Source organism: Microbacterium sp. LBN7 (genome assembly GCF_045690345.1).
GTDB lineage: Bacteria > Actinomycetota > Actinomycetes > Actinomycetales > Microbacteriaceae > Microbacterium.
This window is the reverse complement of sequence record NZ_CP147856.1, coordinates 3,017,528-3,043,836: the sequence shown is the minus strand read 5'-3', so window position 1 is coordinate 3,043,836 and position 26,309 is coordinate 3,017,528. Positions and strand designations below refer to the sequence as shown.

The window sequence follows — 26,309 nt, the reverse complement described above, 5'->3', positions numbered from 1 at the left end:
CCCACGGTCCGCGGCGGCGGGGTCTCAGCCGTGGTGGCCGCCCGCTCCCCACGACGAGCCGAACACCTGCTGCTTCATCGCCGGCCGCAGGCGCTGCTCCATCTCGCGATCCACGAAGTAGTCCTTGAGCTTATCCCCCGTGAGCTCGTTGCCGATCGCCGCCATGATCATCGACTGATCGAGCGACAGGTAGCGTTCGGCGACGGTGCCGCTGTGCACGGCGACGGCGTCGTAGAACCCGCCGGGGCCGTAGGCGCCGAGGTCGTGCTCGATGCCGCGGAGGTTGCTCAGCGCACCCTCCCGGTCGTAGGGCAGCGCGAGGAAGGCGGCGTGCGGCGTCACGACACCGTCGCCGAACGCAGGGGCGGGATTCGTACCGACCGTGCAGCCGGGCCGGTCGACGTCGACGTCGGTCTTCTCGGCGTCGGACGTGTAGCCGTCGGATCGCATGCCGGCGATGTCGACCCCGTACTCCGCATATCCGCCGAAGGGGTTGCTCGCGGGCGAGAAGCCCCAGTATCCGTAGCCGGCCTCGTCGAGCCCGTGCTGCTTCTGCACGGCGACCGTGATCGGGTGGTTGAGCTTCCAGGACTTCGGGCCCCACTTCGTCTCCGGTACGAGCAGGTCCGGCATGAGCGACTCGAACATGCTGCCGCCCCAGCTCGGGACGAACGACATCCCCTCGTACGTGTACGCGCCCTCCCAGACCTCGACGCCGTCGTAGGTGCGGTACTCGCCTTGCGGGAGCTGCTCCTGCCAGGCCCAATCGCAGCCCGGGGGCATGGTGCGGTGCGTGCCGTACAGCGCCGTCGCCGGGATCTGCCCGTTGGCGATGCCCAGGTAGGTCGCGATGCGGCTCTCGCTCACCGTCGTGTCGTAGTGATGGCACGTGTAGTAGGCCGTCGCTCCCGACCCGTTGTACATCGGCGCCGCGACGCTGCAGTCCGGCGGTGCGGCATCCCAGAATCCTCCTCGATTCCTTCCGGCCGGGAGCCCTGCGGCGCCGGCGGGATCGAAGAACGCGGCGAAGTCCATGGAGTCGTAGAGTGCGTCGGCCTGCGCCGCGAGCGCGGGCTCCGCCTCGCGCACGATGCGCAGCGCGGCGGCCAGCCAGCCGTTGTCGACCGTGCTGAGGAACGGATGCACGGCATCGCCGGAGTCGGGCCAGGTCGTCAGCTTCTCCCCGGTCGCGGGCGAGTACCAGTTGTAGAACATGCCGCTCGCGTCGTTGCGCTCGAGTCCGGCCAGCGTCTCGAGGGTCGCGGACATGCGCGAGCGCGCCTCGTCGGCGGTGATGATGTCGAGGTCGCGCGCGGTGACGGTCGACCAGAGGTACCCGCCGATGTTCGTCGGCGAGGTGTAGGCACTCGAGGTCTCGAGATCGCCGGTGACGTTGTCGGCAGGGAGCCCGGTCTCCTCGTCGGTCATCGCCACGAGGGACTGCCAGGTGTCCTCCGCCCATCGATTCAGGTCCTGGGTGCCTGGTCGTCCGCCACCCGCCGCAGCGGGGCCGGCGAGGGCCAGGCCGACGACGACCACTCCGATCGTCGCCACTGCACTCATCCATCGCTTCATCGCGTCTCCTCATCGAGAACGGCGCTGCGGATCGCAGCGCACTGACACGCGAAAACCTAACATGTGTTCAGTGTTGGCTCAACCCCCTCTGCCGATCGACGATGGCGACGGATCCCGCTCAGCGCGGTGCGTGCGCCTCGAGGAACTCGTACACGTCCGTCGTGTCGACGCCCGGGAACGACCCGGTCGGCAGTGTCGCGAGCAGCGTGCGGGGCGTCTTCACATTCGGCCAGGAGTTCTCGCGCCAGCGCTCCTCGAGGTCTGCGGGCGCCTGCCGGCAGCACACCTCGACCGAGTGCTTCGATACCCCGCGATGCGCGGTGTCTCGTCCGACGAACCACTTCGTGTCGTCGAAGCGCACGCCCACGCTCACCGAGTGCAGCCCTTCGCTCGACGCCTCGACGCGGGCCGTGCACCAGTAGGTGCCGTTGCCGGTGTCGGTGTACTGGTAGTAGGGATTGAAGCGGTCGTCCTCGTCGAAGACGACCCGGCTCGTCCACCGCCGGCAGCACATCTGGCCCTCGATCGCACCGAGGCGGTCGGTCGGGAAGTTGACGTCGTCGTTCTCGTAGGCCTTCGTGATCGTGCCCGACTCGTGCACCTTGAGGAAGTGCACGGGGATGTCGAGGTGACGCGTCGCGAGGTTCGTGAAGCGATGCGCCGCGGTCTCGTACGAGACGGAGTACGCGTCGCGCAGATCCTCGATCGAGATGGATCGCCGCGCCTTGGCGTCCTTCAGCGAGGGCACGACATGCGCCTCGGGGATGAGGAGTGCGCCGGTCAGGTAGTTCGTCTCCACGCGCTGACGCAGGAACTCGGCATAGCTGTGCGGTTCGGAGTGCCCGAGGATCCGGCTCGACAGCGCCTGCAGCACGGCCGTGCGGGCATCCCCCTTGGCTGGCACGCTGCTCGACAGGTACAGGCGCCCGTGCGCGAGGTCGGCGACGCTGCGTGTCGTCTGCGGCAGATCGGGCGCGTAGTGCAGCGTGAATCCCAGGTAGGCGGCGATCTCGGATGCCGTGCGCTGGGTCAGCGGACCGCCGGGATGGCCGACCGCCGCCAGGATCTCCGAGGCCTTCGCCTCGAGGTCGGCGAAATGGTTGTCCTGCCGGCGCATGAGGTGCCGCAGCTCGACGTTCGCCCGCCGCGCCTCCTCCGGGGTGGCCGCACGCTCATCGCGCAGGCGGTCGATCTCCCCGTGCAGGGCGAGGAGCGCCTTGAGGGCGTCGGTCGGCACCGACTTCGCGATGCGGAACGGATCGATCCCGAGCGCCCGGAACGTCTGCCCCTTCATCGCACGCTCCAGTGCGATCTCGATCGCACTGCGCTCGTCGAGGGGCTCGCCCTCCAGCAGCGCGTCGAGCGTGACGCCGAGGGCACGCGCGATGGCCTGCAGCTGGGTGAGCTTCGGCTCGCGTTTGCCGGTCTCGATCATCGACATCTGGCTGGGGGCGCGCTCGACCGCGGCGGCGAGATCGTCGAGGGTCATCCCCCGCGCCGTGCGGAGCTGACGGATGCGACGCCCGATCGTGAGGGCGTCGGTGTCTTCCGCGTCGGGGAGCGGGGTCCCTGTGCCTGTCGAAGGGGTCATGGCCGCGATTCTGTCACAGAAACAGAATTTCGGGCATTCTTCACCCCCTGATCGGTCGTCGGAGGATGAGAACTTCACCCAGAGTGGATGCCAAGCCACCCACTCTCACCGAGGAGACACCATGACGAACACCGCAGCAACCCCCGCACCTCGCCCCGCCGGACTGCGCGCCGGCGACCAGGTACAGACGGCCGCGGAGCTCCGGGAGATCTGGGAGACCGACCCGCGGTGGGACGGCGTCGAGCGCACCTACACCGCGGAGGACGTCATCCGCATCCGCGGGTCCGTCCGCGAGGAGTCGACGCTCGCCCATCGCGGCGCCGAGAACCTCTGGAACCTCCTGCACACCGAGGACTACGTCCGGGCGCTCGGCGCCTACACCGGCGGTCAGGCAGTGCAGCAGGTGCGCGCCGGCCTCAAGGCGATCTACCTCTCCGGGTGGCAGGTCGCCGCCGACGGCAACCTCGCCGGCCAGACCTACCCCGACCAGTCGCTGTACCCGGCGAACTCGGTCCCCGCCGTCGTCCGCCGCATCAACAACGCGCTGATCCGCCAGGACCAGCTCGAGCATGCCGAGGCCCTGGCGGGAGAGGGCGAGATCACGCAGGACTGGCTCGCCCCGATCGTCGCGGATGCCGAGGCCGGCTTCGGCGGCCCGCTGAACGCCTACGAGCTCGCGCAGTCGCTGATCCAGTCGGGTGCCGCCGGCATCCACTGGGAGGACCAGCTGGCCAGCGAGAAGAAGTGCGGTCACCTCGGCGGCAAGGTGCTGGTGCCCACGCAGCAGCACATCCGCACGCTCAACGCCGCGCGTCTCGCGGCGGACGTCGCCGGCGTGCCGACCGTGATCATCGCCCGCACCGACGCTCTCGCCGCGGACCTCCTCACGAGCGACGTCGACGAGCGCGACCAGCAGTTCACCACCGGCGAGCGCACTACCGAGGGGTTCTACCGGATCCGCCCCGGCATCGAGTCGGTGATCAGCCGCGGCCTCGCCTTCGCGCCCTACGCCGACCTGCTGTGGGTCGAGACGGGCGAGCCCGACATCGAGCTCGCTCGTGAGTTCGCCGCCGCGATCCACGCGGAATTCCCCGGTAAGCTCCTGGCCTACAACTGCTCACCGAGCTTCAACTGGAAGCGCCACCTCTCCGACGCCGAGATCGCGACCTTCCAGCAGGATCTGGCAGACCTGGGCTACAAGTTCCAGTTCATCACCCTCGCCGGGTTCCATGCCCTGAACCACTCGATGTTCGACCTCGCCCGCGGCTACGCAGAACGCGCCATGAGCGCGTACGTCGAGCTGCAGGAAGCCGAGTTCGCCGCCGAGGCAGACGGCTACACCGCCACCAAGCACCAGCGCGAGGCGGGCACCGGATACTTCGACGTCATCTCCACCGCGCTCAACCCCGACAGCGCGACCCTCGCCCTCGCCGGCTCGACCGAAGCCGCGCAGTTCCACTGATCCCCGTCCTGGGTTGCTGAGCCTGTCGAAGCACCCACCTCACGCGAAGGACTTCATCATGACCACTCCCACCGCTCCCCCGACCACGGCTCCGATCCAGACGACCCAGCAGGGTCCGACGATCGCGGTCACCGGCCCGCTGCGCGACCGATACGACGAGATCCTCACCCCCGAGGCCATCGCCTTCCTCACCGAGCTGCACCACCGGTTCGCCTCGCGTCGCCACGATCGGCTCGCCGACCGCATGCGCCGCCGCTTCGAGATCGGCAACGGGCACGATCCCCGCTTCCGCGACGACACCGCCCACATCCGCGAGGATGCCGAGTGGCGCGTCGCCGGAGCCGGACCCGGCCTCGAGGACCGCCGAGTCGAGATCACCGGACCGACCGATCCGAAGATGACGATCAACGCGCTGAACTCCGGTGCGCGGGTCTGGCTCGCCGACCAGGAGGATGCCACGAGCCCCACCTGGAAGAACGTCATCGAAGGTCAGCTCTCCCTGCGGGACGCGATCCGGGGCGAGCTGTCCTTCACCTCAAGGGACGGCAAGGAGTACCAGGTCACCGCCGAGCACACGCCGACGATCGTGATGCGACCGCGGGGCTGGCACCTGCCGGAGAAGCACGTGCAGTTCACCGATCGGGCGGGGCGCCGCACCGCGGCATCCGGTTCGCTCGTCGATTTCGGTCTCTACTTCCTGCACAACGCGCAGGCGCTGATCGACGGTGGCCGCGGACCGTACTTCTACATCGCCAAGCTCGAGTCCAGCGAAGAGGCGAAGCTGTGGGACGACGTCTTCTCGTTCAGCGAGGAGTACATCGGCATCCCGCACGGGACCATCCGCGCGACCGTGCTGATCGAGACGCTGCCCGCCGCGTTCGAGATGGACGAGATCCTCTACGAGCTGCGCGACCACTGCGCCGGCCTCAACGCCGGACGCTGGGACTACATCTTCTCGATCATCAAGAACTACCGCGGCCGCGGCGCGCGCTTCGTGCTCCCCGACCGCAGCGAGGTCACGATGACCGTGCCGTTCATGCGGGCGTACACCGAGCTGCTCGTGCAGACCTGCCACAAGCGGGGCGCCTTCGCGATCGGCGGCATGAGCGCGTTCATCCCGAACCGTCGCGACCCGGAGGTGACCGCGCGCGCGATCGAGAAGGTCTCGGCCGACAAGAAGCGCGAGGCCGGCGACGGCTTCGACGGCACCTGGGTCGCCCACCCCGACCTGATCCCGACGGCCCAGGCGGAGTTCGACGCCGTGCTCGGCGATCGCCCGAACCAGGTCGACCGTCAGCGCGACGACGTGCACGTCGAAGCGCGCGACCTGCTCGACCTCCGCATCGGGAGCGCGGTCACCGATCGGGGCGTGCGCGACAACGTGTCGGTGGCCATCCGCTACCTCGAGGCGTGGCTGCGCGGCCTCGGCGCCGTCGCGATCGACAACCTCATGGAGGATGCTGCGACGGCCGAGATCAGCCGGTCGCAGGTGTGGCAGTGGATCCACCAGGACCGCGTCACGCAGGAAGGGACGCCGATCACGGCGGAGTACGTGGAGGGGCTGATCACCCAGGTCATCGCCTCGGCCACCCGCAGCGCCGGCGACCGATTCGACGATGCCGCGGAGATCTTCCGCGAGGTGGCCCTGCAGGAGGAGTTCCCCACGTTCCTCACGCTCGGCGCCTACAGCCGCTTCCTCGTCGACGAGGACTGAGTCGACGGACGGGGCCCCCGGGTGCGCGGTTCGGCATCCGGGGGCCTCTCCGCGCGCACGGTCGACTCCCTCCACCCCCTGTCGGCCCGTGGCCCGATCACCCGGCGTAGCCTGGATTCATGGCCGACGTGTGGACCGACATCTCCTCCGAGTTCCTGCATCTCTACCCCCGAGGGCGACGGCTGCTCGCCGTGGCGGGAGCGGATGCCGAGCGTTCGCGCCGCAGCGCCGACGAACTGTCCGCAGCGCTCAGCGCGACAGGACTGCAGGTCGAGCGGGTGCATACCGCCGACGGCGACGAGCAGGCTCTTCGCACCGAGGTGATCGCCCCGTTCCGCGCCACCGCCGAGAGCGACAGCGTGCTCGTCGTCTCCGGCCCCTCCGCGCTGCTGAGCGAGACGGCCCGTGGGATGTGGCACTACGTCGTCTGGCAGCTGGCCGACGATGAGGCACCGCACACGATCGCCGCCGCGATCGTCGACGTCACCGACCCCGCGAACGCGAAGCGTCGCTTCGCGGACTACTGCGCTCTTCCGGCATCCTTCGGCGCGTGAGCGGGACGCCCGACCCGCGCTGATCCCCTCACGCGAACGACGCGGCCACCGAGTTCCGGTGATAGTCGAACACGATGCTCGTGCGCGTCGACGCGACGCTGCTCTGCGCCGACAGATGCTCGAGCACGAACTCGCGCATCTCGGACGAGTCGGCGACAGCGATGTGCAGGAGGAAGTCGTCGTCGCCGCCGAGGAAGAACACCTGGATCACCTGCGGCAGCACTCGCACACGTTCGGCGAACTCGACGATGCTCTCGCGACGCCCGCTCGGACGCAGCGTCACACCGATGATCGCCTGGAGTCCGGCGCCCAGCATCCGCTCGTCCACGCTGGCGTGGAACCCGGTGATGACCCCGCGCTCGACGAGGGCGCGCAGCCGCGCGTGCGCCGTCGAGGGGGCGACCCGGAGGTGCCCCGCGAGCTCGGCGTTGGTCATGCGCCCGTCTTCAGCCAGCAGCTGCACGATCCTCGCATCCGTCGGGTCCAGGGCGGGTGCCCGAAGAGTATTCGGCTGGGGGCCCTTCGATGTCGTCTCCATGCGAACCATTATTCAGGATCGTCCGCTCTGGCGAATGATCTTCACAGAATCTGTTGCTGGACCGAAGTTTCTGCGAATCTGTATCCACGAAACCGAGCCCTGGAGGATCGATGAAAATCGGCGTGCCCACCGAGGTCAAGAACAATGAGAACCGTGTCGCGCTCACCCCCGCGGGTGCCGACCGCCTCGTCCACGAGGGCCACCGCGTGCTGGTGCAGTCCGGGGCGGGCGTGGGCTCGCGCATCGACGACGACGCCTACCGGGCCGTCGGCGCCGAGATCGTCGCGACCGCGGCCGACGTGTGGGGCGACGCCGACCTGCTGATCAAGGTCAAGGAGCCGATCGCGCAGGAGTACGGATTCCTCCGTCCCGACCTCACGCTCTTCACCTACCTGCACCTGGCCGCGGACCGCGCGCTCACGACCGCGCTCGTCGACGCGGGCACCACCGCCGTCGCCTACGAGACGGTGCAGCTGCCCGACCGCAGCCTTCCTCTGCTCGTACCGATGAGCGAGATCGCCGGACGGCTCTCGGTCACGATGGGCTCCTACTCGCTGCTGCGCTCGAACGGCGGCCGCGGCATGCTGCTCGGCGGCATCGCCGGCACCCCGCGCGCGAAGACCGTCGTCATCGGCGGTGGTGTCGCCGGCGAGCACGCGGCGGCGAACGCGCTCGGCCTCGGCTCCCAGGTGACCGTGATCGATATCTCCCTGCCCCGCCTCCGCGACCTCGAGCACCGCTACGGCGGCGCACTCCAGACCCGCGCCTCGAGCCGCTACGACATCGCCGAGGAGCTGGCCACCGCCGATCTCGTGATCGGCTCGGTGCTGATCCCCGGCGCGGCGGCCCCGAAGCTCGTCACCGACGACATGGTCGCGGGCATGAAGCCGGGCGCCGTGCTCGTCGACATCGCCATCGACCAGGGCGGATGCTTCGAGGGTTCACGCCCGACCACGCACGACGACCCGACGTTCGCGGTCCACGACGCCATCTACTACTGCGTCGCGAACATGCCGGGCGCCGTCCCCGAGACGGCCACGCGTGCCCTGACCAACGCGACGCTCCCCTACGTCTCGGCGATCGCCGGCAAGGGCTGGGAGCGCGCGGCATCCGACGATCCCTCCCTCGCCAAGGGCCTGAACGTCCAGGGCGGGCGCATCACCCTCGACGCCGTCGCCCGGGCGCACGGCTTCGCGACCGCCTGACGCGGAAAGAACCCCGGTTCTTGATGACGACGCGCCCGGCATCCGGCATGCCCACCCGAGTACGCTCTTAACGTGACCGAACGCGCTCCTCTCTCCCGCAAGCTGTCCGCCATCGCCGAGTCGGCGACCCTGAAGGTCGACGCGAAGGCGAAGGCCCTCAAGGCCGAAGGCAAGGACGTCATCTCCTACGCCGCCGGCGAGCCCGATTTCGCGACGCCGCAGTTCATCGTGGATGCCGCCGCCGAGGCCCTGGCCGACCCGGCGAACTACCGGTACACCCCGGCGGCCGGACTCCCCGCGCTGCGTGAGGCGATCGCCGCGAAGACCCTCCGCGACTCCGGTCTCGAGGTCTCCCCCGGCCAGGTCATCGTGACCAACGGCGGCAAGCAGTCGGTCTACCAGGCGTTCCAGACCGTCGTGAACCCCGGCGACGAGGTGCTGCTCCCCGCGCCGTACTGGACCACGTATCCCGAGGCGATCCGTCTCGCCGACGGCACCCCCGTCGAGGTCTTCGCCGGAGCCGACCAGGACTACAAGGTCACCGTCGAGCAGCTCGAGGCCGCCCGCACCGAGCGCACCACGGTGCTCGTGTTCGTCTCGCCGTCGAACCCGACGGGGTCGGTGTACACCGCCGAGGAGACCCGCGCCATCGGCGAGTGGGCTCTCGAGCACGGCATCTGGGTCATCACCGACGAGATCTACCAGAACCTCACCTACGAGGGCGTGACGGCGACGTCGATCGTCGCGGCCGTGCCCGAGGTCGCGGGCCAGACCATCCTCGTGAACGGCGTCGCGAAGACCTACGCCATGACCGGCTGGCGCGTCGGCTGGATGGTGGGCCCCGCCGATGCCATCAAGATCGCCGGCAACCTGCAGTCGCACCTCTCGAGCAACGTGAACAACGTGGCCCAGAAGGCCGCGATCGCCGCACTCAACGGTCCGCAGACCGAGGCAGAGCAGATGCGCGAGGCGTTCGACCGGCGTCGGAAGCTCATCGTCTCCGAGCTCTCCAAGATCGAGGGGCTCGTGGTGCCGAACCCGCTCGGCGCGTTCTACGTCTACCCCGACGTGCAGGGCCTGCTCGGCCGCACCTGGGGCGGGGTCACGCCGACCACCTCGCTGGAGCTGGCCGACCTGATCCTCGAACAGGCCGAGGTCGCCGTGGTCCCGGGTGAGGCCTTCGGCCCGAGCGGATACCTGCGCCTTTCGTACGCCCTCGGCGACGACCAGCTGCTCGCGGGCGTACAGCGCCTGCAGCGCCTGTTCGCCTGACCGGCCTCTGTTCTCCTGACCGGCCCGGCCTGCCGACCGCCGGTCAGGATTCGGGCTGGTACCCGATGAGCCAGCGGATGCCGTAGCGGTCGACCAGCGTGCCGTCCCAGTCGCCCCACGGGCGACGCTGGAGCGGGTCGATGACCCTGCCGCCCACCGAGAGGTCGGCGAACCATCCGGTCAGCGTCGATGCGTCCGCGGTGCCGAGCAGGGAGAAGAACATCCCTCCCATCTGCACGGCGTCGGCATCGATGCCGGCATCCGCGCCCGAGAGATCCACGACGCCCTCGAGCATCGCGTGCGCGATCGCGTCCGACGGGCCGTCGTGCCGATCGAACTGCGCGTAGTCGAACAACCGCAGCTCGCCGCCGAACACCGACTGGTAGAACCGCATCGCCTCCGCGGCGTTGCCGGGGAACAACAGGTACGGGGTCAGTCCGCTCATGCGGCCGAGTGTAGCGCGCGGGCTACAGCTCGACGCCGACGAGCACCGGCTCCGGCTGCAGCACGAGTCCGAACTCGGCGTGCACCCTGCTCTGGATGAACCGCGCCAGCTCCGCGACCTCGCCCGCCGTCGCGCCACCGCGATTCGTCAGAGCCAGCGCGTGCTTGGTGGAGACAGACGCCCGCGAACGGGGCAGCTTGAAGCCCTTGCGGATGCCGGCCTGCTCGATGAGCCAGGCGGCGCTGACCTTGACGTCGGGCGCCTCGGTCTTCGCCTGCGGCACGAGGCCGTCGTACGAGGCGAGCGGGATCACGGTCACCGTGTCGAGGTCGGGGGCCACGGGCCAGCGCGGGCACTCGGGCGGAAGGCCCCGCGCCACGGACTCCGGCACGATGGCGTTCTGGAAGAACGAGCCGACGCCATGGGTGTCGGGGTCCGCGTCGTCGAGCAGCATCCCCTTGGACGCGCGCGTGGCGAGGATGCGCTCGCGCACCCAGCCCAGCGGCACGGGGGCGTCGTCCCGGAGCGCGAGCGCGCGGCGCAGCTGCTCGCCGCGCACGACGCGCTCTCCGGCGACGAGAAGGTCGACGGTCACCGAGAGGATGACGGCGCGGCGCAGGGGCTCACCGCCGTAGTGGTGCTTCAGGACAGAGGTGCGGAACCCGAGACCGAGCTCGGATGCCGGCACGGTCGAGATCTCGCCGGTGGCCTCGTCGATGAGTTCGACCTCGACGAGCGTCTCCTGGATCTCCTGACCGTAGGCGCCGATGTTCTGCACCGGCGCGGCTCCGACTGTTCCGGGGATGCCGCTCATGGCCTCGAGCCCCGCGTAGCCGCGCTCGACCGCGTAGGCGACGAAGGCGTCCCACCCGTGGCCGGCCTGCGCCCGAAGGCGGATGCGACCGGCGTGCGGGGAGGGCAGTTCCTCGATGCCCTCGGTGCGCACCCGGATCACGGTGCCCTCGAAGGGCTCGTCTCCGACGAAGAGGTTGGAGCCGCCGCCGAGCACGAACCACGGATCGCGGCCTGACCAGGTGTCGCGCAGCACGTCGACCAGCTCGGCGGTCGTCGAGGCCTCGCGCATCCGCTCGGGAGCAGCGCCGGTGCGCAGCGTCGTCAGCTGCGCGAGCGGGATCGACTCGATGTCGTGCACCTCGGACGCCCCCATCAGACGGCGACGCGCAGCTGCGCTTTGACCAGCACGGTGACCTCGTCGAAGGTGACCTTCAGGTCGATGCGCGCGGAGGTCTCGTCGACGGCGCCGACGGTCGCGACGACGTGCAGGTCGGCACCGCTCTGCGGGTCGACCACGACGGGCTTGGTGAAGCGCACGCCGTAGTCGAGGACCTTCGCCCCGGGCTCGAGCGCGGCGACCACCACCGACGAGGCGATGCCCATCGTGAGCATGCCGTGCGCGAGCACTCCGGGGAGGCCGACGGATGCCGCGACATCATCGCGGTAGTGGATGGGGTTGAAGTCTCCGGATGCTCCGGCGTAGCGCACGAGCGACTCGCGGGTCAGGTGCACGGTGCGCTCGGCGATCACGTCTCCGACGGTGTAGCCCATCAGGCGACCTCTCCCTCGTCTGCACCGTCTTCATCCGCGCCGACCAGCAGCACGCTGGTGGCGGTCACGACATGAGCGCCCGTCGCATCCGTGATCTCCGCCTCGCTGGTGATCATCGCGTTGCCGCCCATCATGCGGATGCCCGTGACACGCAGCTGTCCGGTGAGCTCGTCGCCCGCCACGATCGGACGGGTGTAGCCGAACCGCTGCTCCGCATGGATCGTGCGGGCGAGGACGATCCCGGAGTCCTCCAGGGCGAGGAGCTGCTGGAGCGTGTGGTCCTGGATCACCATCGCGAAAGTGGGCGGTGCCACGACGTCGGCGAAGCCCAGCGCACGAGCGGCCTCGACGTCGTTGTGCTGCGGGGCGTCGGCGAAGACCGCGCGGGCGAACTCGCGCACCTTCTCGCGTCCGACGAGGTACGGGGCGGTCGGCGGGAACTCCCGGCCGACAAGATCTTGGTTCACTGCCACCCCTTGATCCTACCGAGCCGCGGCAGTCAGTCCTTCTTGCGCCCGCGGATCGCCTTCATCGCCATCTGCACCGCGATCACGACGAGGTATGCCGCGAACAGGATGTTGCCGGCGAACGGATCGATCAGCGTCGCGAGCCAGGCGCCCAGCGCCGTCGTCGTGCAGGCCGAGAACCCGACGACGGCAGCCGCCACGAGATCGACGTTGCGATTGCGGATGTTGCCGATCGTGCCGGAGATGGCGGTCGGGATCATCATGAGCAGCGAGGTGCCCTTGGCCACGAGATCGCTCGTGCCGAAGGCGAGCATCAGGACCGGAACGACGATCACGCCGCCCCCGACGCCGATCAGACCCGCCAGGATGCCGGTGACGACTCCGACGGCGACGAGTGCGAGACCGTTGAGCAGTTGCAGATCGAACGTGGCCTCGCGGGACGGGATCACCAGGAACAGGCTCACGATCACGACCACGAGGAAGCCGACGAAGAACCATCGCAGCGTCGTCTGCGAGATCTTGGGCAGCAGGCGGGTGCCGATCTGTGCACCCACGACCGAGCCTGCCGCGAGGATGAGGGCCGGTACCCAGGCGACCGAGCCGTGGATCGCGTACGACACCACTCCGACGGCGGCGGTCGGCACGATCGCCGCGAGCGATGTCCCGGCCCCGAGCCGCTGGTTGAAGTGCAGGAACAGGACGAGCAGCGGGACGATGACGGTGCCGCCGCCGACGCCGAAGAGTCCGGAGAGGAGCCCGGCGAGCAGGCCGATGCCGATGAACGCGGCGTAGGCGCGAGGCCCTCGGTTCCGGGTCTCTGCATCGCTCACCGGATCAGCCTACTCGCGCCGTCGCCCTGCTCCTGCCGTCACACCTCCGCATCGGCCTTGATCGGCACCGAGATCGACTCGGTCAGCGCCTGCTCGTACCGGCGCTGGCGCCGCCGCAGCCACAGCCCGCCGGCGACGAGGAGCGCCAGCACGATGTAGGCCGTCGCGGCGAACGGCTGAACGAACAGCGTCGACAGGTCGCCCTGGCTCAACTGCAGCGCCTTGCGGAGATACTCCTCCCCCATCGGCCCCAGGATCATGCCGACCACGAGCGGAGCCACCGGATAGCCGTACCGTCGCATGAAGTAGCCGAGGACTCCGATGATCGCCAGGATCAGGATGTCGACGACCGCGAAGTTCAGCGCGTACGCGCCGAAGGCGGCGAACAGCAGGATGCCCGCATACAGATACGGCCTGGGGATCTGCAGCAGCTTCACCCACATGCCGACGAGCGGCAGGTTGAGGACGATGAGGATGACGTTGCCGACGTACAGGCTCGCCACCAGCGCCCAGACGAGTGCCGGCTGGTTCTGGAACAGCTGCGGTCCCGGCTGCAGGCCGTACGCCTGGAAGGCGACGAGGATGATCGCCGCGGTCGCGGTCGTGGGCAGCCCCAGCGTGAGCAGAGGGACGAGCACCCCGGCCGCCGCCGCGTTGTTCGCGGACTCGGGGCCGGCGACCCCCTCGATGGCTCCGCGGCCGAACTCGCTCTTGTGCCGCGAGAGCTTGCGCTCGGTGGCGTACGACAGGAACGTCGCGACGTCCGCCCCGCCCGCGGGGATCGTGCCGATCGGGAAGCCGATGGCCGTGCCGCGCAGCCAGGGCTTCCACGAACGCTTCCAGTCGCTCTTGGTCATCCAGTTGCGCCACCCGCGGGTGACCGGGATCACATCGATGCCGCCGTGGCGCAGGCGAGCCGCGATGTACAGCGTCTCGCCCACGGCGAAGAGCCCGACCGCGACGAGCACGATGTCGATCCCGTCCGACAGCGGCAGCAGTCCCAGCGTGTAGCGCTGCTGGGCCGTGAGGGTGTCGGTGCCGACCAGGCCGAGGAACAGACCCACCCCGAGCGACATCATCCCGCGCGGGACGGAGCTGCCGATCAGGGCCCCGACCGTGATGAACGCGATCACGATGAGCGCGACGTAGTCGGCCGGGCCGAGGTTGACGGCGAACTGCGCCAGCACGGGTGCGAGCAGAGTGAGACCGACGGTGGCGATGGTGCCGGCGACGAACGAGCCGATCGCGGCGGTGGCGAGCGCGGCGGCCCCGCGCCCCAGCTTCGCCATCCTGTTGCCTTCGATGGCCGTGACTATGGATGCCGATTCACCCGGCGTGTTCAGCAGGATGCTGGTGGTGGAGCCGCCGTACATGCCGCCGTAGTAGATGCCGGCGAAGGTGATCAGTGCCGCGGTGGGGTCGAGCGTGTAGGTGAGCGGCAGCAGGAGCGCGACGGTCATCGCCGGCCCGATGCCGGGGAGCACGCCGACCGCCGTTCCCACCAGCACTCCGAAGAAGGCGAACACGAGGTACTGCGGCTGCAGCGCCGTCGCGAAGCCGTCGAGAAGCAGGGCCCAGCTGTCCATCAGAACACCTCCCCGAGCCATCCGAGAGCCGGTCCCCAGGGCAGCGACAGCCCCATCAGACCCCCGAAGACCACCTGGATCACCAGACTGACGCCGAGCCCGATGACGAAGGCCAGCCACCAGCGCCTGGCACCGAGCGACCACGCGACCACGCCGAAGAGCACGGTGGCCGCCGGCGCCCAGCCGATGACGTCGATCAGCAGCAGATGGGCGACCACGGCTCCGACGATCTTCGCGATCGTGAGCCAATCGGTCTTGGCGTCGGGGTCGATGTCCTCGCCCTCCTCGACCTCCGCGCGCTCTCCGCGCAGCACGGTGACGAGAACGGCCACAGCCGAGCCGAGCAGGATGATCGAGACGAAGATCGGGAAGATCGTCGGCCCGGCTTCCACCCCGACCGGGACGTGGATCGTGAAGACGCCCACCAGCGCGAAGACGCCGAGAGCGAGCATGAGGAGAGCGAAGACGAGTTCACCGAGGGGAACCCGCGGGGCGGGCCGAGTCGCCTCGGCCCGCCCGCTCACCCCGAGGATCGGGGTCTCCATGTCAGATCAATCCGATGTTCTCGAGCGTGCCGGTCACATCGGTGATGTTCTCCTTGAGGAAGCTGTCGAACTCGTCGCCGGTCAGGAAGGCATCCGCCCAGCCCTTGGTCTCGAGCTCGTCCTTCCAGGCGCCGGAGTCGTGCATCTCGGTGACGATCCGCTCCAGCTCGGCGCGCTCCGCGTCGGAGATGCCTCCGGGAGCGATCACACCGCGCCAGTTGGTGAGCTCGACGTCGAACCCCTCGTCGGTGATGGTCGGCACGTCCGGAAGAGACGCGACCGGCTCGGCGCCCGAGACCGCCAGCGCCCGCATCGAGCCGTCCTCGATGTACTGGAGGAACTCGCCGACACCGGAGATGCCTGCGGCGACCTTGTCGCCCACGAGGAGCGAGACGGCCTCGCCACCACCGGAGTTCGGTGTGTAGTTGAGCTTCTCGGGGATCTCGTCCGCGTCGAGTCCGGCGGCTTCGAGGAGGAGGCCGGCGAGGATGTGATCGGCACCACCCGCTGAACCGCCGGTCACCGTCACCTCCTGGCCGTTCTCGACGATGTCGTCGACGAGATCCTCGAGGGTGTCGTATTTCGAGCTCTCCGGCACCACGATGACGAGCGACTCATCGGTGAGCCGGGCGATCGGGGTGGTGTCCTCGAGTCGCACCGTCGACGCGTTCGTCTCGATCGCACCGACCATCACGAGGCCCATGACCATGAGGGTCGCCGGGTCCTTCTCGTTCGCGAGCTGGGCGAGCCCGACCGTACCGCCCGCCCCTCCGACGTTGGAGACAGGGGCGGATCCGACGATCTCGTCGGCGGCCAGAACCTGCGACATCGCGCGGCCGGTCTGATCCCAGCCGCCACCGGGGTCGGCCGGGACGATGATCTTGACATCCTCGATGGCCGCCGCGTCGTCGCCTCCGCTGCCCGACCCCGTGCTTCCCCCGGCGCATGCCGTCAATGCCAATGCGGCGGCCGCGAAGGCGGCTGTGGCCGCCACCAGACGTGTGTGCTTCATGTGCGCTCCTCCTTGAGCGTCGGTGTTGCTGTCGGTTCACTCTGGAGGGACGGGTGCGGGTGTTCAAGCTTCGGAAACCATTGGTCGGAGTTCTGAAACTATTGTTCGCGAACGCTGCCGGAGACCCCTCGCCGTCGGTCTCGGGAGCGACGAGAATGATCGGGTGGCCTCGAAGATGACGCTCCGAGTGCAGCTCCTCGTCCTGCAGGCGCTGATCGTGTTCCTCGTGACGCTCGCGACCGGCATCGTCGCCGGCGCTCTGCAGGAGCAGGCACTGCGCGAGTCGTACAAGGACCGCATGCAGGCCGTCGCCCAGTCGATCGCGTCGCTCCCCACCGTCCGCGAGGCCTTCGACGATGCAGACCCGTCGTCGACCATCCAGCCGATCGCCGAGGTGATCCGTGAGGCGTCGGACCTCGCATACGTGGTGGTGGCGAACGCCGACGGCATCCGCTATTCCCACCCGAATCCCTATCGGATCGGCGAGAAGGTCTCGACGGATCCGTCCATCCCGCTCGCGGGGGAGATCTACGTCGGCACCCAGACCGGCACGCTCGGAACGTCCTGGCGCGTGAAGGTGCCGGTCTTCACGGATGACGGGGCGGTCATCGGCACGGCATCGGTCGGGATTCTCGAGTCGGAGCTGAACGACGAGTTCATGCGGAACCTCGCCTGGCTGATCTCGGCGATGCTCGCCGCCGCTGTCCTCGGTGTGTTCGGCTCGGCGTGGGTGACCTCGGTGATCCGTCGTCGCATCTACCTGCTCGAACCGGATCAGATCGCGGCCCTCGTGAAGAATCAGGAGACCACGCTGCACGGTCTGAGCGAGGGTGTGATCACGGTGAACGCCGCCGGTCGGATCACGCTTGTGAACGATGCCGCCGCCCGCTTCCTCGACAAGGATGCCGCGGAACTCGACGGCGCGGATGCCGCATCCGCGCTCGGTGAAGACCTCCACACGGCCCTCCGCGAAGGTGAGGACGCCGGGCGGCCGGTGATCGTCGGACCGCACGTGCTCGTCGCTCGCAGCACAGGGAGCAGGCACGACGGCGTCGACGTCGAGGCCACTCTCCTGCTGCGCGATCACACCGAGCTGCATGATGTGGTCCGGCGGGTGGAGGCCGCGGATGCCATCATCGCGTTCCGCCAGCGGTTCGGGCTGCCGAAGGGGCTCAGTGCGGAGACCCTCGATCGCGTCGCCACCGCGCTCGTCACCCGCCCCGACGCGTCGGCGACCGAGATCGGCGCCGACGTGCAGATCTCGCGGGTGAGCGCCCGGCGATACCTCGAGCACCTGGCGAGTTCGGGCCGGGCGATCCGTACCCTCGACTATTCGACGAAGGGCCGCCCGAGCACGCGCTACCGGGCCAACGACACCGTCTGAGTTTCCGCCTTCGCAGCGCCGCACGCTGGTACGCAGTGCCGTGGTATGCGACACTGACTCTCAGCGCGCGCCGCCGCCGCCCCGCCCGGATCGAAGGAGATCTCATGGTTCGCAGCACCTACCCCGATGTGGAGATCCCGGCGGTCTCCGTGTACGACTATCTGTTCGGCGATCTCGACGAGAGCCGGCTCGACGCGACCGCGCTGATCGACGGGACGAGCGGCGCCGAGACCACCTATCGGCAGCTGATCACCCAGATCGATCTCTTCGCCGGCGCCCTCGCGGCACGGAACGTCGGCGTCGGCACCCGCGTCGGCGTGCTCTGCCCGAACGTGCCCGCATTCGCGACCGTCTTCCACGGCATCCTCCGCGCGGGGGCGACCGCGACGACGATCAACTCGCTGTACACCCCGGACGAGATCGCGAACCAGCTCACCGACGCCGAGGCGGAGTGGCTCATCACCGTGTCGCCGCTGCTCGCCGGCGCGGAAGCCGCGGCCGCGAAGGTCGGCATCGACGCCGACCACCTCATCGTGCTCGACGGCGCCGACGGGCATCCGTCCCTCGCAGCCCTCCTGGGTGAGGGGCACACGGCACCGGACGTCGCCTTCGACCCGGCGGAGCACCTCGCCGTGCTCCCCTACTCATCAGGGACGACGGGTCGTCCCAAAGGCGTCATGCTCACGCACCGGAACCTCGTCGCGAACGTCAGCCAGTGCCGCTCGACGATCTCGCTGGCCGACGACGACCGCGTCCTCGCGGTCCTCCCCTTCTTCCACATCTACGGCATGACGGTGCTGCTCAACTTCGCGCTGCGTCAGAGAGCCGCCCTCGTGACGATGCCGCGTTTCGACCTCACCGACTTCCTGCGCGTGGTCGCCGAGCACCGCACCAGCTGGGTGTTCATCGCCCCGCCGATCGCGGTGGCACTGGCGAAGCATCCGCTGGTCGACGAGTACGACCTGTCGTCCATCAAGGTGATCTTCTCCGGCGCCGCTCCCCTCGACGGGGCGCTCGCCTCGGCCGTGGCGACGCGGCTCGGGTGCACGGTGTGCCAGGGGTACGGCATGACGGAGACCAGCCCCGTGACCCACGCGATCCCCGCCGGGAGCCACGACATCGACCGCTCCTCGGTCGGGCTGCTGCTCAGCGGCACCGAGGCCCGGCTGCTCGATCCCGAATCGGGAGCCGATGTCGCCGTGCCCTCGGACGGCGCGAGCGAACCCGGCGAACTGCTGATCCGCGGTCCGCAGGTGATGAAGGGCTATCTCAACCGGCCGGATGCCACGGCGGAGATGCTCGACGCCGACGGCTGGCTGCACACGGGAGACGTCGCGACCGTCACGCACGACGGCATCTTCCGGATCGTCGACCGCCTCAAGGAGCTCATCAAATACAAGGGCTATCAGGTCGCCCCCGCCGTGCTGGAGGCCGTGCTGCTCGAGCATCCGGCGATCGCGGACGCCGCCGTCATCGGCGCCCAGGACGATGACGGCCAGGAGGTGCCGAAGGCCTTCGTCGTGCGGCAGGCGGATGCCGACCTCGACGCGGATGCCGTCATGGCGCATGTCGCCGCCCATGTGGCCCCGCACGAGAAGGTGCGTCAGGTGGAGTTCATCGACGCCATCCCGAAGTCGGCATCCGGCAAGATCCTCCGCAAGGATCTGCGCGCGCGCTGACGCTCCACCCCCGCCCGCAGCAACGACGAAGCCCGCCACCCCGGAAGGGGCGGCGGGCTTCGTCGTGAGAGGTGCTTACTTCTCGACAGCGTCCTCGGCGGCAGCCTCGGCTGCTTCGCCCTCGGCCTGCGACTCGGCACCGGCGTCAGCGGCCGGCGTCTCCTCGGCGGGGGTCTCCTCGACGGGAGCCTCCTCGGCGACCTCGGCGGACTTCTCCGCCTTCGGAGCGGCAGCGGCCGTCTTCTTGGCCGACTTCGGCTTCGGGTTGACCGGCTCGAGGACGAGCTCGATCACAGCCATCGGAGCGTTGTCGCCCTTGCGGTTCCCGACCTTCGTGATGCGGGTGTAGCCACCCTCACGGTCGGCGACCAGCGGAGCGATCTCGGCGAAGAGCGTGTGCACGACGCTCTTGTCGCCGATGACCGACAGCACGCGACGACGCGCGTGCAGGTCGCCGCGCTTCGCGAACGTGATCAGACGCTCGGCGAGCGGACGAAGGCGCTTGGCCTTGGTCTCGGTCGTCTTGATCGACTTGTGGGTGAACAGAGCCGCCGCGAGGTTGGCAAGCAGCAGGCGCTCGTGGGCGGGGCCGCCTCCGAGGCGGGGACCCTTAGTGGGCTTGGGCATAATCGTCTAACTCCTGGTCAGAAAGGTCGGGTATCAGAAGGACTCGTCTTCGCTGCCGCCGTAGAAGTGGGCGCCGTCGAAACCGGGCACCGAATCCTTGAGCGACAGACCGAGCGAGATGAGCTTGTCGCGCACCTCGTCGACCGACTTCTGGCCGAAATTGCGGATGTTCATGAGCTGCGTCTCCGAGAGGGCGACGAGCTCCGAAACAGTGTTGATGCCCTCACGCTTCAGGCAGTTGTACGAGCGGACCGACAGGTCGAGGTCCTCGATCGGCATCGACAGCTCGCTGGAGTTCACAGCCTCCACCGGCGCCGGGCCGATCTCGATGCCCTCGGCCTCGACGTTCAGCTCGCGAGCGAGACCGAACAGCTCGGTGAGCGTCTTCGCAGCCGAAGCGACGGCGTCGCGGGGGCTGATCGACGACTTGGTCTCGACGTCCAGGACGAGCTTGTCGAAGTCGGTGCGCTCACCGGCACGAGTCGCCTCGACGCGGTAGCTGACCTTGAGGACCGGCGAGTAGATCGAGTCGATCGGGATCTGACCGGCCTCGGCGTACTCGTTGCGGTTCTGCGTCGCCGAGACGTAGCCGCGGCCGCGCTCGATCGTGAGCTCGAGCTCGAACTTCGCGGTCTCGTTGAGAGTCGCGATGACGAGCTCGGGGTTCTGGACCTCGACACCGGCCGGAGCCGAGATGTCAGCGGCGGTCACTTCGCCCGCACCGGTCTTGCGCAGGTAGGCGGTGATGGGCTCGTCGCGCTCCGAGGAGACGACGAGCTGCTTGATGTTGAGGATGATCTCGGTGACATCCTCCTTCACGCCGGGGATGGTGCTGAACTCGTGCAGCACGCCGTCGAGACGAACGCTGGTGACAGCGGCGCCGGGGATCGACGACAGCAGGCTGCGACGCAGCGCGTTGCCGATCGTGTATCCGAAGCCGGGCTCCAGAGGCTCGATGATGAACCGGCTACGGTTCTCGACGATCTTTTCCTCGGTCAGTGTGGGACGCTGTGCAATGAGCACTCTGTGTTCCTTTCGATCACATGCCCGCTATATGACATGTGGTGTGGTGAGGTCTTCAATTGTGGAAGTCGATGCCCGCACGCGGGCGTCGAGTCGCCCGACCCGACATGGCTGCGTGAGCCTGTCGCAGGGCGGGCGACTCGACAAGCGTTGTCAGACGCGGCGACGCTTCGGCGGGCGGCAACCGTTGTGCGCCTGCGGGGTGACGTCCGAGATCGAGCCGACCTCGAGGCCGGCGGCCTGGAGCGAGCGGATCGCGGTCTCGCGGCCGGAGCCCGGACCCTTCACGAAGACGTCGACCTTCTTGACGCCGTGCTCCTGCGCCTGACGCGCAGCGGACTCGGCGGCGAGACCTGCCGCGTACGGGGTCGACTTGCGGGAGCCCTTGAAGCCCACGCCACCCGACGAAGCCCAGCTGATGACAGCGCCGGACGGGTCGGTGATCGAGACGATCGTGTTGTTGAACGTCGACTTGATGTGGGCCTGGCCCAGCGCGATGTTCTTCTTTTCCTTGCGGCGCGGCTTGCGCGCGGCGGCCTTGGGTGCAGCCATGAAAGTGTTCTCCTAGTCCCTGGGGCCCCGCTTAGCGGGCCTTCTTCTTGCCTGCGACGGTGCGCTTCGGGCCCTTGCGGGTACGGGCGTTGGTCTTGGTGCGCTGACCACGGACCGGGAGACCACGACGGTGGCGGATGCCCTCGTAGGAGCCGATCTCGACCTTGCGGCGGATGTCTGCGGCGACCTCGCGGCGCAGGTCACCCTCCACCTTGTAGTTGCCTTCGATGTGGTCGCGGAGGGCGATCAGCTGGTCGTCGCTGAGGTCCTTCACGCGGATGCTCTCATCGATGTCCGTCGCCTTGAGGATCTCGACCGAGCGGGTACGGCCGACGCCGTAGATGTAGGTAAGGGCGATCACCACGCGCTTGTCGCGCGGGATGTCAACGCCGGCAAGACGTGCCATGCGGTTCTCCTGGATGTAGTGGAGGTATGGAACAGGATCGGTGCCCGGGCCTCCGCCCCGAGGTGTCAGCCTCGACAGTTCCGCCGGTCACCCGGTCGCTGAGCCTGTCGAAGCGTCTGATCCTGCCGTTTCGTATTGAGTTGTGAGATGTGCGCGAGCGAGCCGCGCAGCGCAGGTCAGCCCTGGCGCTGCTTGTGACGCGGGTTGCTCTTGCAGATCACCATGACGCGGCCGTGACGACGGATCACCTTGCAGTGATCGCAGATCGGCTTGACGCTGGGGTTGACCTTCATGATGTTTCCTTATCGCTGTCTTCGTACCGCCCCGTGACCGAGGCAGGCCGTTACTTCTCGACCGATCAGCGGTAGCGGTAGACGATACGTCCGCGGGTCAGGTCGTAGGGGCTGAGCTCCACGACCACGCGGTCCTCGGGGATGATGCGGATGTAGTTCTGCCGCATCTTTCCGGAGATCGTTGCCAGGACCTTGTGTCCGTTGCTGAGCTCAACGCGGAACATCGCGTTGGGCAGAGCCTCGGAGATCACGCCCTCGATCTCGATGACACCGTCTTTCTTAGCCATAGCCTCGCTGACGCTTCTGCAGACCGGTCGATCTGCGGTGGGTGGGTGGTGTGCGGTGCCGCACCGATCGGACACGCCGAATCAAGGCACAAGGCACCAAAAATCTATGTTATCCGACCCCGGAGCATCCGGCAACTCGACCGGATGCGCGGGTGGAGGATCAACCGAGGAGCTTCTCCATCTCGGTGATCTCGCCGGCCTGAAGGTCGAGACGCTTGCCGTTGACCTCGATGGTCGGCGTGCCCGCGATCTCCTGAGCCTTGGTCTGATCCAGGACGAAGTCCATGTAGGTGCCGTCGGCGATGCAGTCCGCCGCCGCGCCGGCGCCCGCCTGCTCTGCGAATGCGGCGAGCTCCTCATCGCTGAGGCCGGCCGTGTTCTCCTCCGGCTGGTTGGCGAAGAGGAGGTTGAAGTAGTCGAGCGCGGCCTCCGGGGCCTTCTCGGCGACGCAGTACATCGCGCCGGCGGCCCGGGTGGAGAACTGCGTGTTCTGCGAGAAGCGGTCGAGGATCGAGACCGGGTGGATGTTCAGCGTGATCGTGCCGTCGGCCGCGGCGGCCTGCAGCTTCTCGCCGTACTGGTCTTCGAAGGTGCCGCAGATCGGGCACATGAAGTCGACGAAGGTGTCGACCTCGTCCTCGCCGTCGCCGAACGAGATGGCACCGGTCTCCTCGTTGATGATGTCGCTCTTCGGAGCGACGCCGGGAGCCATGGCCTGGTTGTTGAGGAACACCACGAGACCACCGAGCACGACCAGCACCACGACCACGGCGATGGAGACGCCGATCGCGAACCAGTTCGTGTTGCTCTTCGCCGCTGCCATTACTTTCCGATCTCTCGAGGCTCGACCCCGAACGGGGCGAGTCCGGCCTTTCCGCCATCGGGCGCGGTCAGCACCCAGATACCCCCATCATGCAGGGCCACGCTATGTTCCCAATGTGAGCCGTCTGTGCCGTCGACGGTCGTGACGGTCCAGTCATCGTCTTCGATGTAGGTCGCCTCACCTCCTGCGGTCACCATCGGCTCGATCGCGAGGACGAGTCCCGGCCTGACGTCCGCGCCGCGGTCCGGGGTGCGGTAGTTGAAGACGCTCGGCGCCTCGTGCATCTTGCGCCCGATGCCATGGCCGACGTACTCGCGGAGGATGCCGTAGGGCTCCCCCGACACCGCTGACGGCCCCTGGGCCTCGATGTACTCCTGGATGGCCGCACCGATCTCGTCGATCGAGTCCACCGCTGCCATCGCGGCGATCCCCGCCCACATCGAGCCCTCCGTGACGCGCGAGAGCTCCTCGCGCTGCGCCACCAGCTCCGGGCGCTCGGGATCCGGGACGACGACCGTGATCGCGCTGTCGCCGTTCCAGCCCTGGAACTGTGCGCCGCAGTCCACCGAGACGATGTCTCCGGGGCGCAGCACGCGGTCGCCAGGGATGCCGTGCACGACCTGCTCGTTCACGGACACGCACACGGTGTGGTGGTACCCGCGCACGAGCTGGAAGTTCGACTCGGCTCCGCGATCGAGGATCGTGCGGTTCGCCGCGGCATCCAGCTCCAGTGTGGTGACACCGGCCCTGATCAGCGGACGCACGGCATCGAGAGCCGCCGCCGTGATGAGTCCAGGCTCGACCATGGCTCGAAGCTGAGCCGGGGTCTTGTAGATCGACCGGCGGAACATCGCGAGGCCTCAGGCCGCGAGGCGCAGGCCGCGAGCGGCCAATGCGGCGGAGATGCGCTCGGTGATCTCGTCGAGCGACCCGACCCCGTCGATCCGGTCGACGATGCCCTTGGCACCGTAGACCTGGATGATCGGAGCCGTCTCGTGCTCGTAGATGTCCAGACGGTGCGCGATGGCCGCGTCCGTGTCGTCCGAACGCCCCTGCTCGGCGGCGCGCAGACCCAGGCGAGCGATGCTCTCCTCGCGCGGCACCTGGAGCAGGATGACGGCATCGAGCGCCTCGCCGCGTCCTGCGAGGAACTCCTCGAGGTGCGCGACCTGGGCCACGTTACGGGGGTATCCGTCGAGGAGGAAGCCGTTCGCGGCATCCGCCTGCGACAGACGGTCGCGCACGATCTCGCTCGTCAGCTCGTCCGGAACGAGGTCGCCCTTGTCGAGGATCGCCGTGACCTGCTGGCCGAGGGGCGTCCCCTCCTTGATGTTCGCCCGGAAGATGTCACCGGTCGACACGACCGGAATGCCGTAGGACTCGGCGATGCGCACGCCCTGCGTGCCCTTTCCGGAGCCCTGCGGGCCGACGATGAGAAGACGTGCGGATGCTGTCATCGGAGAAGCCCTTCGTAGTGACGCTGCTGCAGCTGTGCATCGATCTGCTTCACCGTCTCGAGGCCGACGCCGACGATGATGAGGATCGAGGCGCCACCGAACGGGAAGTTCTGGTTGGCGCCGACAGTGGCCAGGGCGATCAGCGGGATGAGCGCGATCAGGCCGAGGTACAGCGAGCCGGGGAGCGTGATGCGGGTGAGGACGTAGTCGAGGTACTCGGCCGTCGGACGACCGGCACGGATGCCGGGGATGAACCCGCCGTACTTCTTCATGTTGTCCGCGACCTCGACAGGGTTGAACGTGATCGCGACGTAGAAGTAGGTGAACCCGATGATCAGCAGGAAGTACGCCGCCATGTAGACCGGGTGGTTGCCCGTGGTGAAGTTCGCGCTGATCCACGTGACCCAGGGCGCCGGCACGGAGCCGTCCTGCGGGGTGTTGAACTGCGCGATGAGCGCCGGGATGTACAGCAGCGACGAGGCGAAGATCACGGGGATCACACCCGCCATGTTCACCTTGATCGGGATGTAGGTGTTCGTGCCGCCGTAGGTGCGGCGGCCCACCATGCGCTTGGCGTACTGCACGGGAATCCGTCGCTGCGACTGCTCGACGAAGACGACGAGACCCATCACGACGATTCCGACCAGGAGCACGAGCAGGAACACCTCGAAGCCCTTGGTCTGCCAGATGAGGCCCATGGCGCCGGGGAACGTCGCGGCGATCGAGGTGAAGATCAGCAGGGACATGCCGTTGCCGATGCCGCGCTCGGTGACGAGCTCGGCGAACCACATGATGAGTCCGGTGCCGGCGGTCATCGCCATGATGATGAGCAGCTGCGCCCACCACACGTCGTTGGTCAGGAGCTGCTGGCAGGCGGCGAGGTCGGTCGTGCCGAAGAGCTGGCCGCTGCGGGCGACGGTGACGAGCGTGGTCGACTGGAGCAGCGCGAGCGCGATGGTGAGGTAGCGCGTGTACTGGGTCAGCTTGGCCTGGCCGGCCTGACCCTCCTTGTGCAGCGCCTCGAAGTGCGGGATGACCACGCGGAGGAGCTGCGTGATGATCGTCGCGGTGATGTACGGCATCACGCCCAGCGCGAAGATCGACAGCTGGAGGAGCGCGCCGCCCGAGAAGAGGTTGACGAGTCCGAGCAGTCCGTCGGTGCCGGAGTTGGCCGCGAGGCACTCCTCCACGTTCGGGAAGTTCACGAACGGTGCGGGGACGTTGGAGCCGAGTCGGTAGATCGCGACGATGGCGAGAGTGAAACCGATCTTCCGACGCAGGTCGGGCGTGCGGAAGATCCGCGCGATGGCGCTGAACAAGAACGTTCCTCCTGAAAAGTTGCCGATTCCCGAAGGACGGCTGAAAGACCAGGGTAACCCATCCGGGAACCCCGGACTGCGTGGGCCGAACCTGACC

At 68.3% G+C, this 26,309-nt stretch carries 28 protein-coding genes; 7 read left to right on the top strand and 21 right to left on the bottom strand.

Annotation, left to right across the window (positions count from 1 at the left end; genetic code table 11):
- Nucleotides 1-24 precede the first annotated feature (24 nt).
- Both LBN7_RS14725 and LBN7_RS14720 read right to left on the bottom strand, forming a co-directional pair.
- Nucleotides 25-1,575, bottom strand: a complete 1,551-nt coding sequence (locus LBN7_RS14725) for a glucoamylase family protein (protein ID WP_407360072.1) — start codon at nt 1,573-1,575, stop codon at nt 25-27.
- Between the two features lie 118 nt (nt 1,576-1,693).
- Nucleotides 1,694-3,166, bottom strand: a complete 1,473-nt coding sequence (locus LBN7_RS14720) for a helix-turn-helix domain-containing protein (protein WP_407360071.1) — start codon at nt 3,164-3,166, stop codon at nt 1,694-1,696.
- Between the two features lie 121 nt (nt 3,167-3,287).
- On the opposite strand from LBN7_RS14720, the gene aceA reads away from it, so the two are divergent.
- From aceA to LBN7_RS14705, 3 genes are all read left to right on the top strand, one after another.
- Entirely contained in the window at nt 3,288-4,628 is a 1,341-nt protein-coding gene (aceA, locus tag LBN7_RS14715) for an isocitrate lyase (protein WP_116635711.1), read from the top strand.
- Nucleotides 4,629-4,686: 58 nt separating this feature from the next.
- A complete protein-coding gene (gene aceB, locus LBN7_RS14710) occupies nt 4,687-6,342 on the top strand; it encodes a malate synthase A (protein ID WP_407360070.1) in 1,656 nt (551 codons plus the stop codon).
- Between the two features lie 119 nt (nt 6,343-6,461).
- Complete coding sequence (locus LBN7_RS14705) at nt 6,462-6,896, top strand: hypothetical protein (protein WP_407360069.1); 435 nt, start codon at nt 6,462-6,464, stop codon at nt 6,894-6,896.
- A 28-nt stretch (nt 6,897-6,924) separates the two neighbouring features.
- Here the strand turns inward: LBN7_RS14705 and LBN7_RS14700 are convergent, their stop codons facing one another.
- Nucleotides 6,925-7,443, bottom strand: a complete 519-nt coding sequence (locus LBN7_RS14700; protein WP_407360068.1) for an Lrp/AsnC family transcriptional regulator — start codon at nt 7,441-7,443, stop codon at nt 6,925-6,927.
- A 101-nt stretch (nt 7,444-7,544) separates the two neighbouring features.
- On the opposite strand from LBN7_RS14700, the gene ald reads away from it, so the two are divergent.
- Nucleotides 7,545-8,639, top strand: coding sequence for an alanine dehydrogenase (gene ald / locus LBN7_RS14695; RefSeq protein ID WP_116635708.1), 1,095 nt, complete (start codon nt 7,545-7,547; stop codon nt 8,637-8,639).
- A 72-nt stretch (nt 8,640-8,711) separates the two neighbouring features.
- Nucleotides 8,712-9,911, top strand: a complete 1,200-nt coding sequence (locus LBN7_RS14690; protein WP_407360067.1) for a pyridoxal phosphate-dependent aminotransferase — start codon at nt 8,712-8,714, stop codon at nt 9,909-9,911.
- 43 nt (nt 9,912-9,954) lie between these two features.
- On the opposite strand, the gene LBN7_RS14685 is transcribed toward LBN7_RS14690, so the two are convergent.
- The 8 genes from LBN7_RS14685 to LBN7_RS14650 are packed head-to-tail and all read right to left on the bottom strand — an operon-like array spanning nt 9,955 to nt 16,362.
- Entirely contained in the window at nt 9,955-10,356 is a 402-nt protein-coding gene (locus LBN7_RS14685; protein WP_341947772.1) for a VOC family protein, read from the bottom strand.
- A gap of 22 nt (nt 10,357-10,378) precedes the next feature.
- Entirely contained in the window at nt 10,379-11,509 is a 1,131-nt protein-coding gene (locus LBN7_RS14680; protein WP_407360066.1) for a UDP-N-acetylmuramate dehydrogenase, read from the bottom strand.
- Nucleotides 11,510-11,523: 14 nt separating this feature from the next.
- A complete protein-coding gene (locus LBN7_RS14675; protein ID WP_407360065.1) occupies nt 11,524-11,922 on the bottom strand; it encodes a MaoC/PaaZ C-terminal domain-containing protein in 399 nt (132 codons plus the stop codon).
- Nucleotides 11,922-12,395: a MaoC family dehydratase N-terminal domain-containing protein gene (locus LBN7_RS14670; RefSeq protein WP_407360064.1), complete on the bottom strand. Its 474-nt coding sequence runs from the start codon at nt 12,393-12,395 to the stop codon at nt 11,922-11,924. Before LBN7_RS14670 ends, LBN7_RS14675 begins: the two co-directional genes overlap by 1 nt.
- A 26-nt stretch (nt 12,396-12,421) precedes the next feature.
- Complete coding sequence (locus tag LBN7_RS14665) at nt 12,422-13,219, bottom strand: sulfite exporter TauE/SafE family protein (RefSeq protein WP_407360063.1); 798 nt, start codon at nt 13,217-13,219, stop codon at nt 12,422-12,424.
- Between the two features lie 38 nt (nt 13,220-13,257).
- Nucleotides 13,258-14,805 carry a tripartite tricarboxylate transporter permease gene (locus LBN7_RS14660; RefSeq protein WP_407360062.1) on the bottom strand — a complete coding sequence of 516 codons (1,548 nt, stop codon included), beginning with the start codon at nt 14,803-14,805 and terminating at the stop codon, nt 13,258-13,260.
- Nucleotides 14,805-15,350, bottom strand: coding sequence for a tripartite tricarboxylate transporter TctB family protein (locus LBN7_RS14655; protein WP_407360061.1), 546 nt, complete (start codon nt 15,348-15,350; stop codon nt 14,805-14,807). Before LBN7_RS14655 ends, LBN7_RS14660 begins: the two co-directional genes overlap by 1 nt.
- 1 nt (nt 15,351) lies before the next feature.
- Nucleotides 15,352-16,362, bottom strand: coding sequence for a Bug family tripartite tricarboxylate transporter substrate binding protein (locus LBN7_RS14650; protein ID WP_407360060.1), 1,011 nt, complete (start codon nt 16,360-16,362; stop codon nt 15,352-15,354).
- A gap of 163 nt (nt 16,363-16,525) precedes the next feature.
- On the opposite strand from LBN7_RS14650, the gene LBN7_RS14645 reads away from it, so the two are divergent.
- Complete coding sequence (locus tag LBN7_RS14645; protein WP_407360059.1) at nt 16,526-17,746, top strand: hypothetical protein; 1,221 nt, start codon at nt 16,526-16,528, stop codon at nt 17,744-17,746.
- Nucleotides 17,747-17,850: 104 nt separating this feature from the next.
- On the top strand, nt 17,851-19,425 hold the full coding sequence (locus LBN7_RS14640) for an AMP-binding protein (RefSeq protein ID WP_407360058.1): 1,575 nt from the start codon (nt 17,851-17,853) through the stop codon (nt 19,423-19,425).
- A 75-nt stretch (nt 19,426-19,500) separates the two neighbouring features.
- Here LBN7_RS14640 and rplQ read toward each other — a convergent pair whose 3' ends face one another.
- From rplQ to secY, 10 genes are all read right to left on the bottom strand, one after another.
- Complete coding sequence (gene rplQ / locus LBN7_RS14635; protein ID WP_407360057.1) at nt 19,501-20,052, bottom strand: 50S ribosomal protein L17; 552 nt, start codon at nt 20,050-20,052, stop codon at nt 19,501-19,503.
- Between the two features lie 33 nt (nt 20,053-20,085).
- Nucleotides 20,086-21,075 (bottom strand): DNA-directed RNA polymerase subunit alpha, encoded by a 990-nt coding sequence (locus LBN7_RS14630; protein WP_116635696.1) that lies wholly within the window; start codon nt 21,073-21,075, stop codon nt 20,086-20,088.
- A gap of 153 nt (nt 21,076-21,228) precedes the next feature.
- Nucleotides 21,229-21,627 carry a 30S ribosomal protein S11 gene (gene rpsK / locus LBN7_RS14625; protein ID WP_046013422.1) on the bottom strand — a complete coding sequence of 133 codons (399 nt, stop codon included), beginning with the start codon at nt 21,625-21,627 and terminating at the stop codon, nt 21,229-21,231.
- A 31-nt stretch (nt 21,628-21,658) separates the two neighbouring features.
- The gene (rpsM, locus tag LBN7_RS14620) at nt 21,659-22,033 is read right to left on the bottom strand and encodes a 30S ribosomal protein S13 (protein ID WP_017201568.1); all 375 of its coding nucleotides are present in this window, start codon (nt 22,031-22,033) and stop codon (nt 21,659-21,661) included.
- 176 nt (nt 22,034-22,209) lie between these two features.
- A complete protein-coding gene (gene rpmJ / locus LBN7_RS14615) occupies nt 22,210-22,326 on the bottom strand; it encodes a 50S ribosomal protein L36 (RefSeq protein WP_005050492.1) in 117 nt (38 codons plus the stop codon).
- Between the two features lie 65 nt (nt 22,327-22,391).
- The gene (infA, locus tag LBN7_RS14610) at nt 22,392-22,613 is read right to left on the bottom strand and encodes a translation initiation factor IF-1 (protein ID WP_017201569.1); all 222 of its coding nucleotides are present in this window, start codon (nt 22,611-22,613) and stop codon (nt 22,392-22,394) included.
- A 160-nt stretch (nt 22,614-22,773) separates the two neighbouring features.
- Nucleotides 22,774-23,436 (bottom strand): DsbA family protein, encoded by a 663-nt coding sequence (locus LBN7_RS14605; protein WP_407360056.1) that lies wholly within the window; start codon nt 23,434-23,436, stop codon nt 22,774-22,776.
- Nucleotides 23,436-24,287, bottom strand: coding sequence for a type I methionyl aminopeptidase (map, locus tag LBN7_RS14600; RefSeq protein ID WP_116635694.1), 852 nt, complete (start codon nt 24,285-24,287; stop codon nt 23,436-23,438). The genes LBN7_RS14605 and map overlap by 1 nt, the downstream gene beginning before the upstream one ends.
- A gap of 9 nt (nt 24,288-24,296) precedes the next feature.
- Nucleotides 24,297-24,893, bottom strand: coding sequence for an adenylate kinase (locus LBN7_RS14595; RefSeq protein ID WP_407360055.1), 597 nt, complete (start codon nt 24,891-24,893; stop codon nt 24,297-24,299).
- The gene (secY, locus tag LBN7_RS14590) at nt 24,890-26,212 is read right to left on the bottom strand and encodes a preprotein translocase subunit SecY (RefSeq protein WP_116635692.1); all 1,323 of its coding nucleotides are present in this window, start codon (nt 26,210-26,212) and stop codon (nt 24,890-24,892) included. The genes LBN7_RS14595 and secY overlap by 4 nt, the downstream gene beginning before the upstream one ends.
- Between the last annotated feature and the right edge of the window lie 97 nt (nt 26,213-26,309).

Excerpts from the sequence above, each read along its gene's own strand:
- LBN7_RS14725 (WP_407360072.1), bottom strand. The coding sequence starts at position 1,575 with ATGAAGCGATGGATGAGTGCAGTGGCGACGATCGGAGTGGTCGTCGTC.
- LBN7_RS14720 (WP_407360071.1), bottom strand. The coding sequence starts at position 3,166 with ATGACCCCTTCGACAGGCACAGGGACCCCGCTCCCCGACGCGGAAGAC.
- aceA (WP_116635711.1), top strand. The coding sequence starts at position 3,288 with ATGACGAACACCGCAGCAACCCCCGCACCTCGCCCCGCCGGACTGCGC.
- aceB (WP_407360070.1), top strand. The coding sequence starts at position 4,687 with ATGACCACTCCCACCGCTCCCCCGACCACGGCTCCGATCCAGACGACC.
- LBN7_RS14705 (WP_407360069.1), top strand. The coding sequence starts at position 6,462 with ATGGCCGACGTGTGGACCGACATCTCCTCCGAGTTCCTGCATCTCTAC.
- LBN7_RS14700 (WP_407360068.1), bottom strand. The coding sequence starts at position 7,443 with ATGGTTCGCATGGAGACGACATCGAAGGGCCCCCAGCCGAATACTCTT.
- ald (WP_116635708.1), top strand. The coding sequence starts at position 7,545 with ATGAAAATCGGCGTGCCCACCGAGGTCAAGAACAATGAGAACCGTGTC.
- LBN7_RS14685 (WP_341947772.1), bottom strand. The coding sequence starts at position 10,356 with ATGAGCGGACTGACCCCGTACCTGTTGTTCCCCGGCAACGCCGCGGAG.
- LBN7_RS14675 (WP_407360065.1), bottom strand. The coding sequence starts at position 11,922 with ATGGGCTACACCGTCGGAGACGTGATCGCCGAGCGCACCGTGCACCTG.
- LBN7_RS14660 (WP_407360062.1), bottom strand. The coding sequence starts at position 14,805 with ATGGACAGCTGGGCCCTGCTTCTCGACGGCTTCGCGACGGCGCTGCAG.
- LBN7_RS14655 (WP_407360061.1), bottom strand. The coding sequence starts at position 15,350 with ATGGAGACCCCGATCCTCGGGGTGAGCGGGCGGGCCGAGGCGACTCGG.
- LBN7_RS14650 (WP_407360060.1), bottom strand. The coding sequence starts at position 16,362 with ATGAAGCACACACGTCTGGTGGCGGCCACAGCCGCCTTCGCGGCCGCC.
- LBN7_RS14640 (WP_407360058.1), top strand. The coding sequence starts at position 17,851 with ATGGTTCGCAGCACCTACCCCGATGTGGAGATCCCGGCGGTCTCCGTG.
- rplQ (WP_407360057.1), bottom strand. The coding sequence starts at position 20,052 with ATGCCCAAGCCCACTAAGGGTCCCCGCCTCGGAGGCGGCCCCGCCCAC.
- rpsK (WP_046013422.1), bottom strand. The coding sequence starts at position 21,627 with ATGGCTGCACCCAAGGCCGCCGCGCGCAAGCCGCGCCGCAAGGAAAAG.
- rpsM (WP_017201568.1), bottom strand. The coding sequence starts at position 22,033 with ATGGCACGTCTTGCCGGCGTTGACATCCCGCGCGACAAGCGCGTGGTG.
- rpmJ (WP_005050492.1), bottom strand. The coding sequence starts at position 22,326 with ATGAAGGTCAACCCCAGCGTCAAGCCGATCTGCGATCACTGCAAGGTG.
- infA (WP_017201569.1), bottom strand. The coding sequence starts at position 22,613 with ATGGCTAAGAAAGACGGTGTCATCGAGATCGAGGGCGTGATCTCCGAG.
- LBN7_RS14605 (WP_407360056.1), bottom strand. The coding sequence starts at position 23,436 with ATGGCAGCGGCGAAGAGCAACACGAACTGGTTCGCGATCGGCGTCTCC.
- map (WP_116635694.1), bottom strand. The coding sequence starts at position 24,287 with ATGTTCCGCCGGTCGATCTACAAGACCCCGGCTCAGCTTCGAGCCATG.
- LBN7_RS14595 (WP_407360055.1), bottom strand. The coding sequence starts at position 24,893 with ATGACAGCATCCGCACGTCTTCTCATCGTCGGCCCGCAGGGCTCCGGA.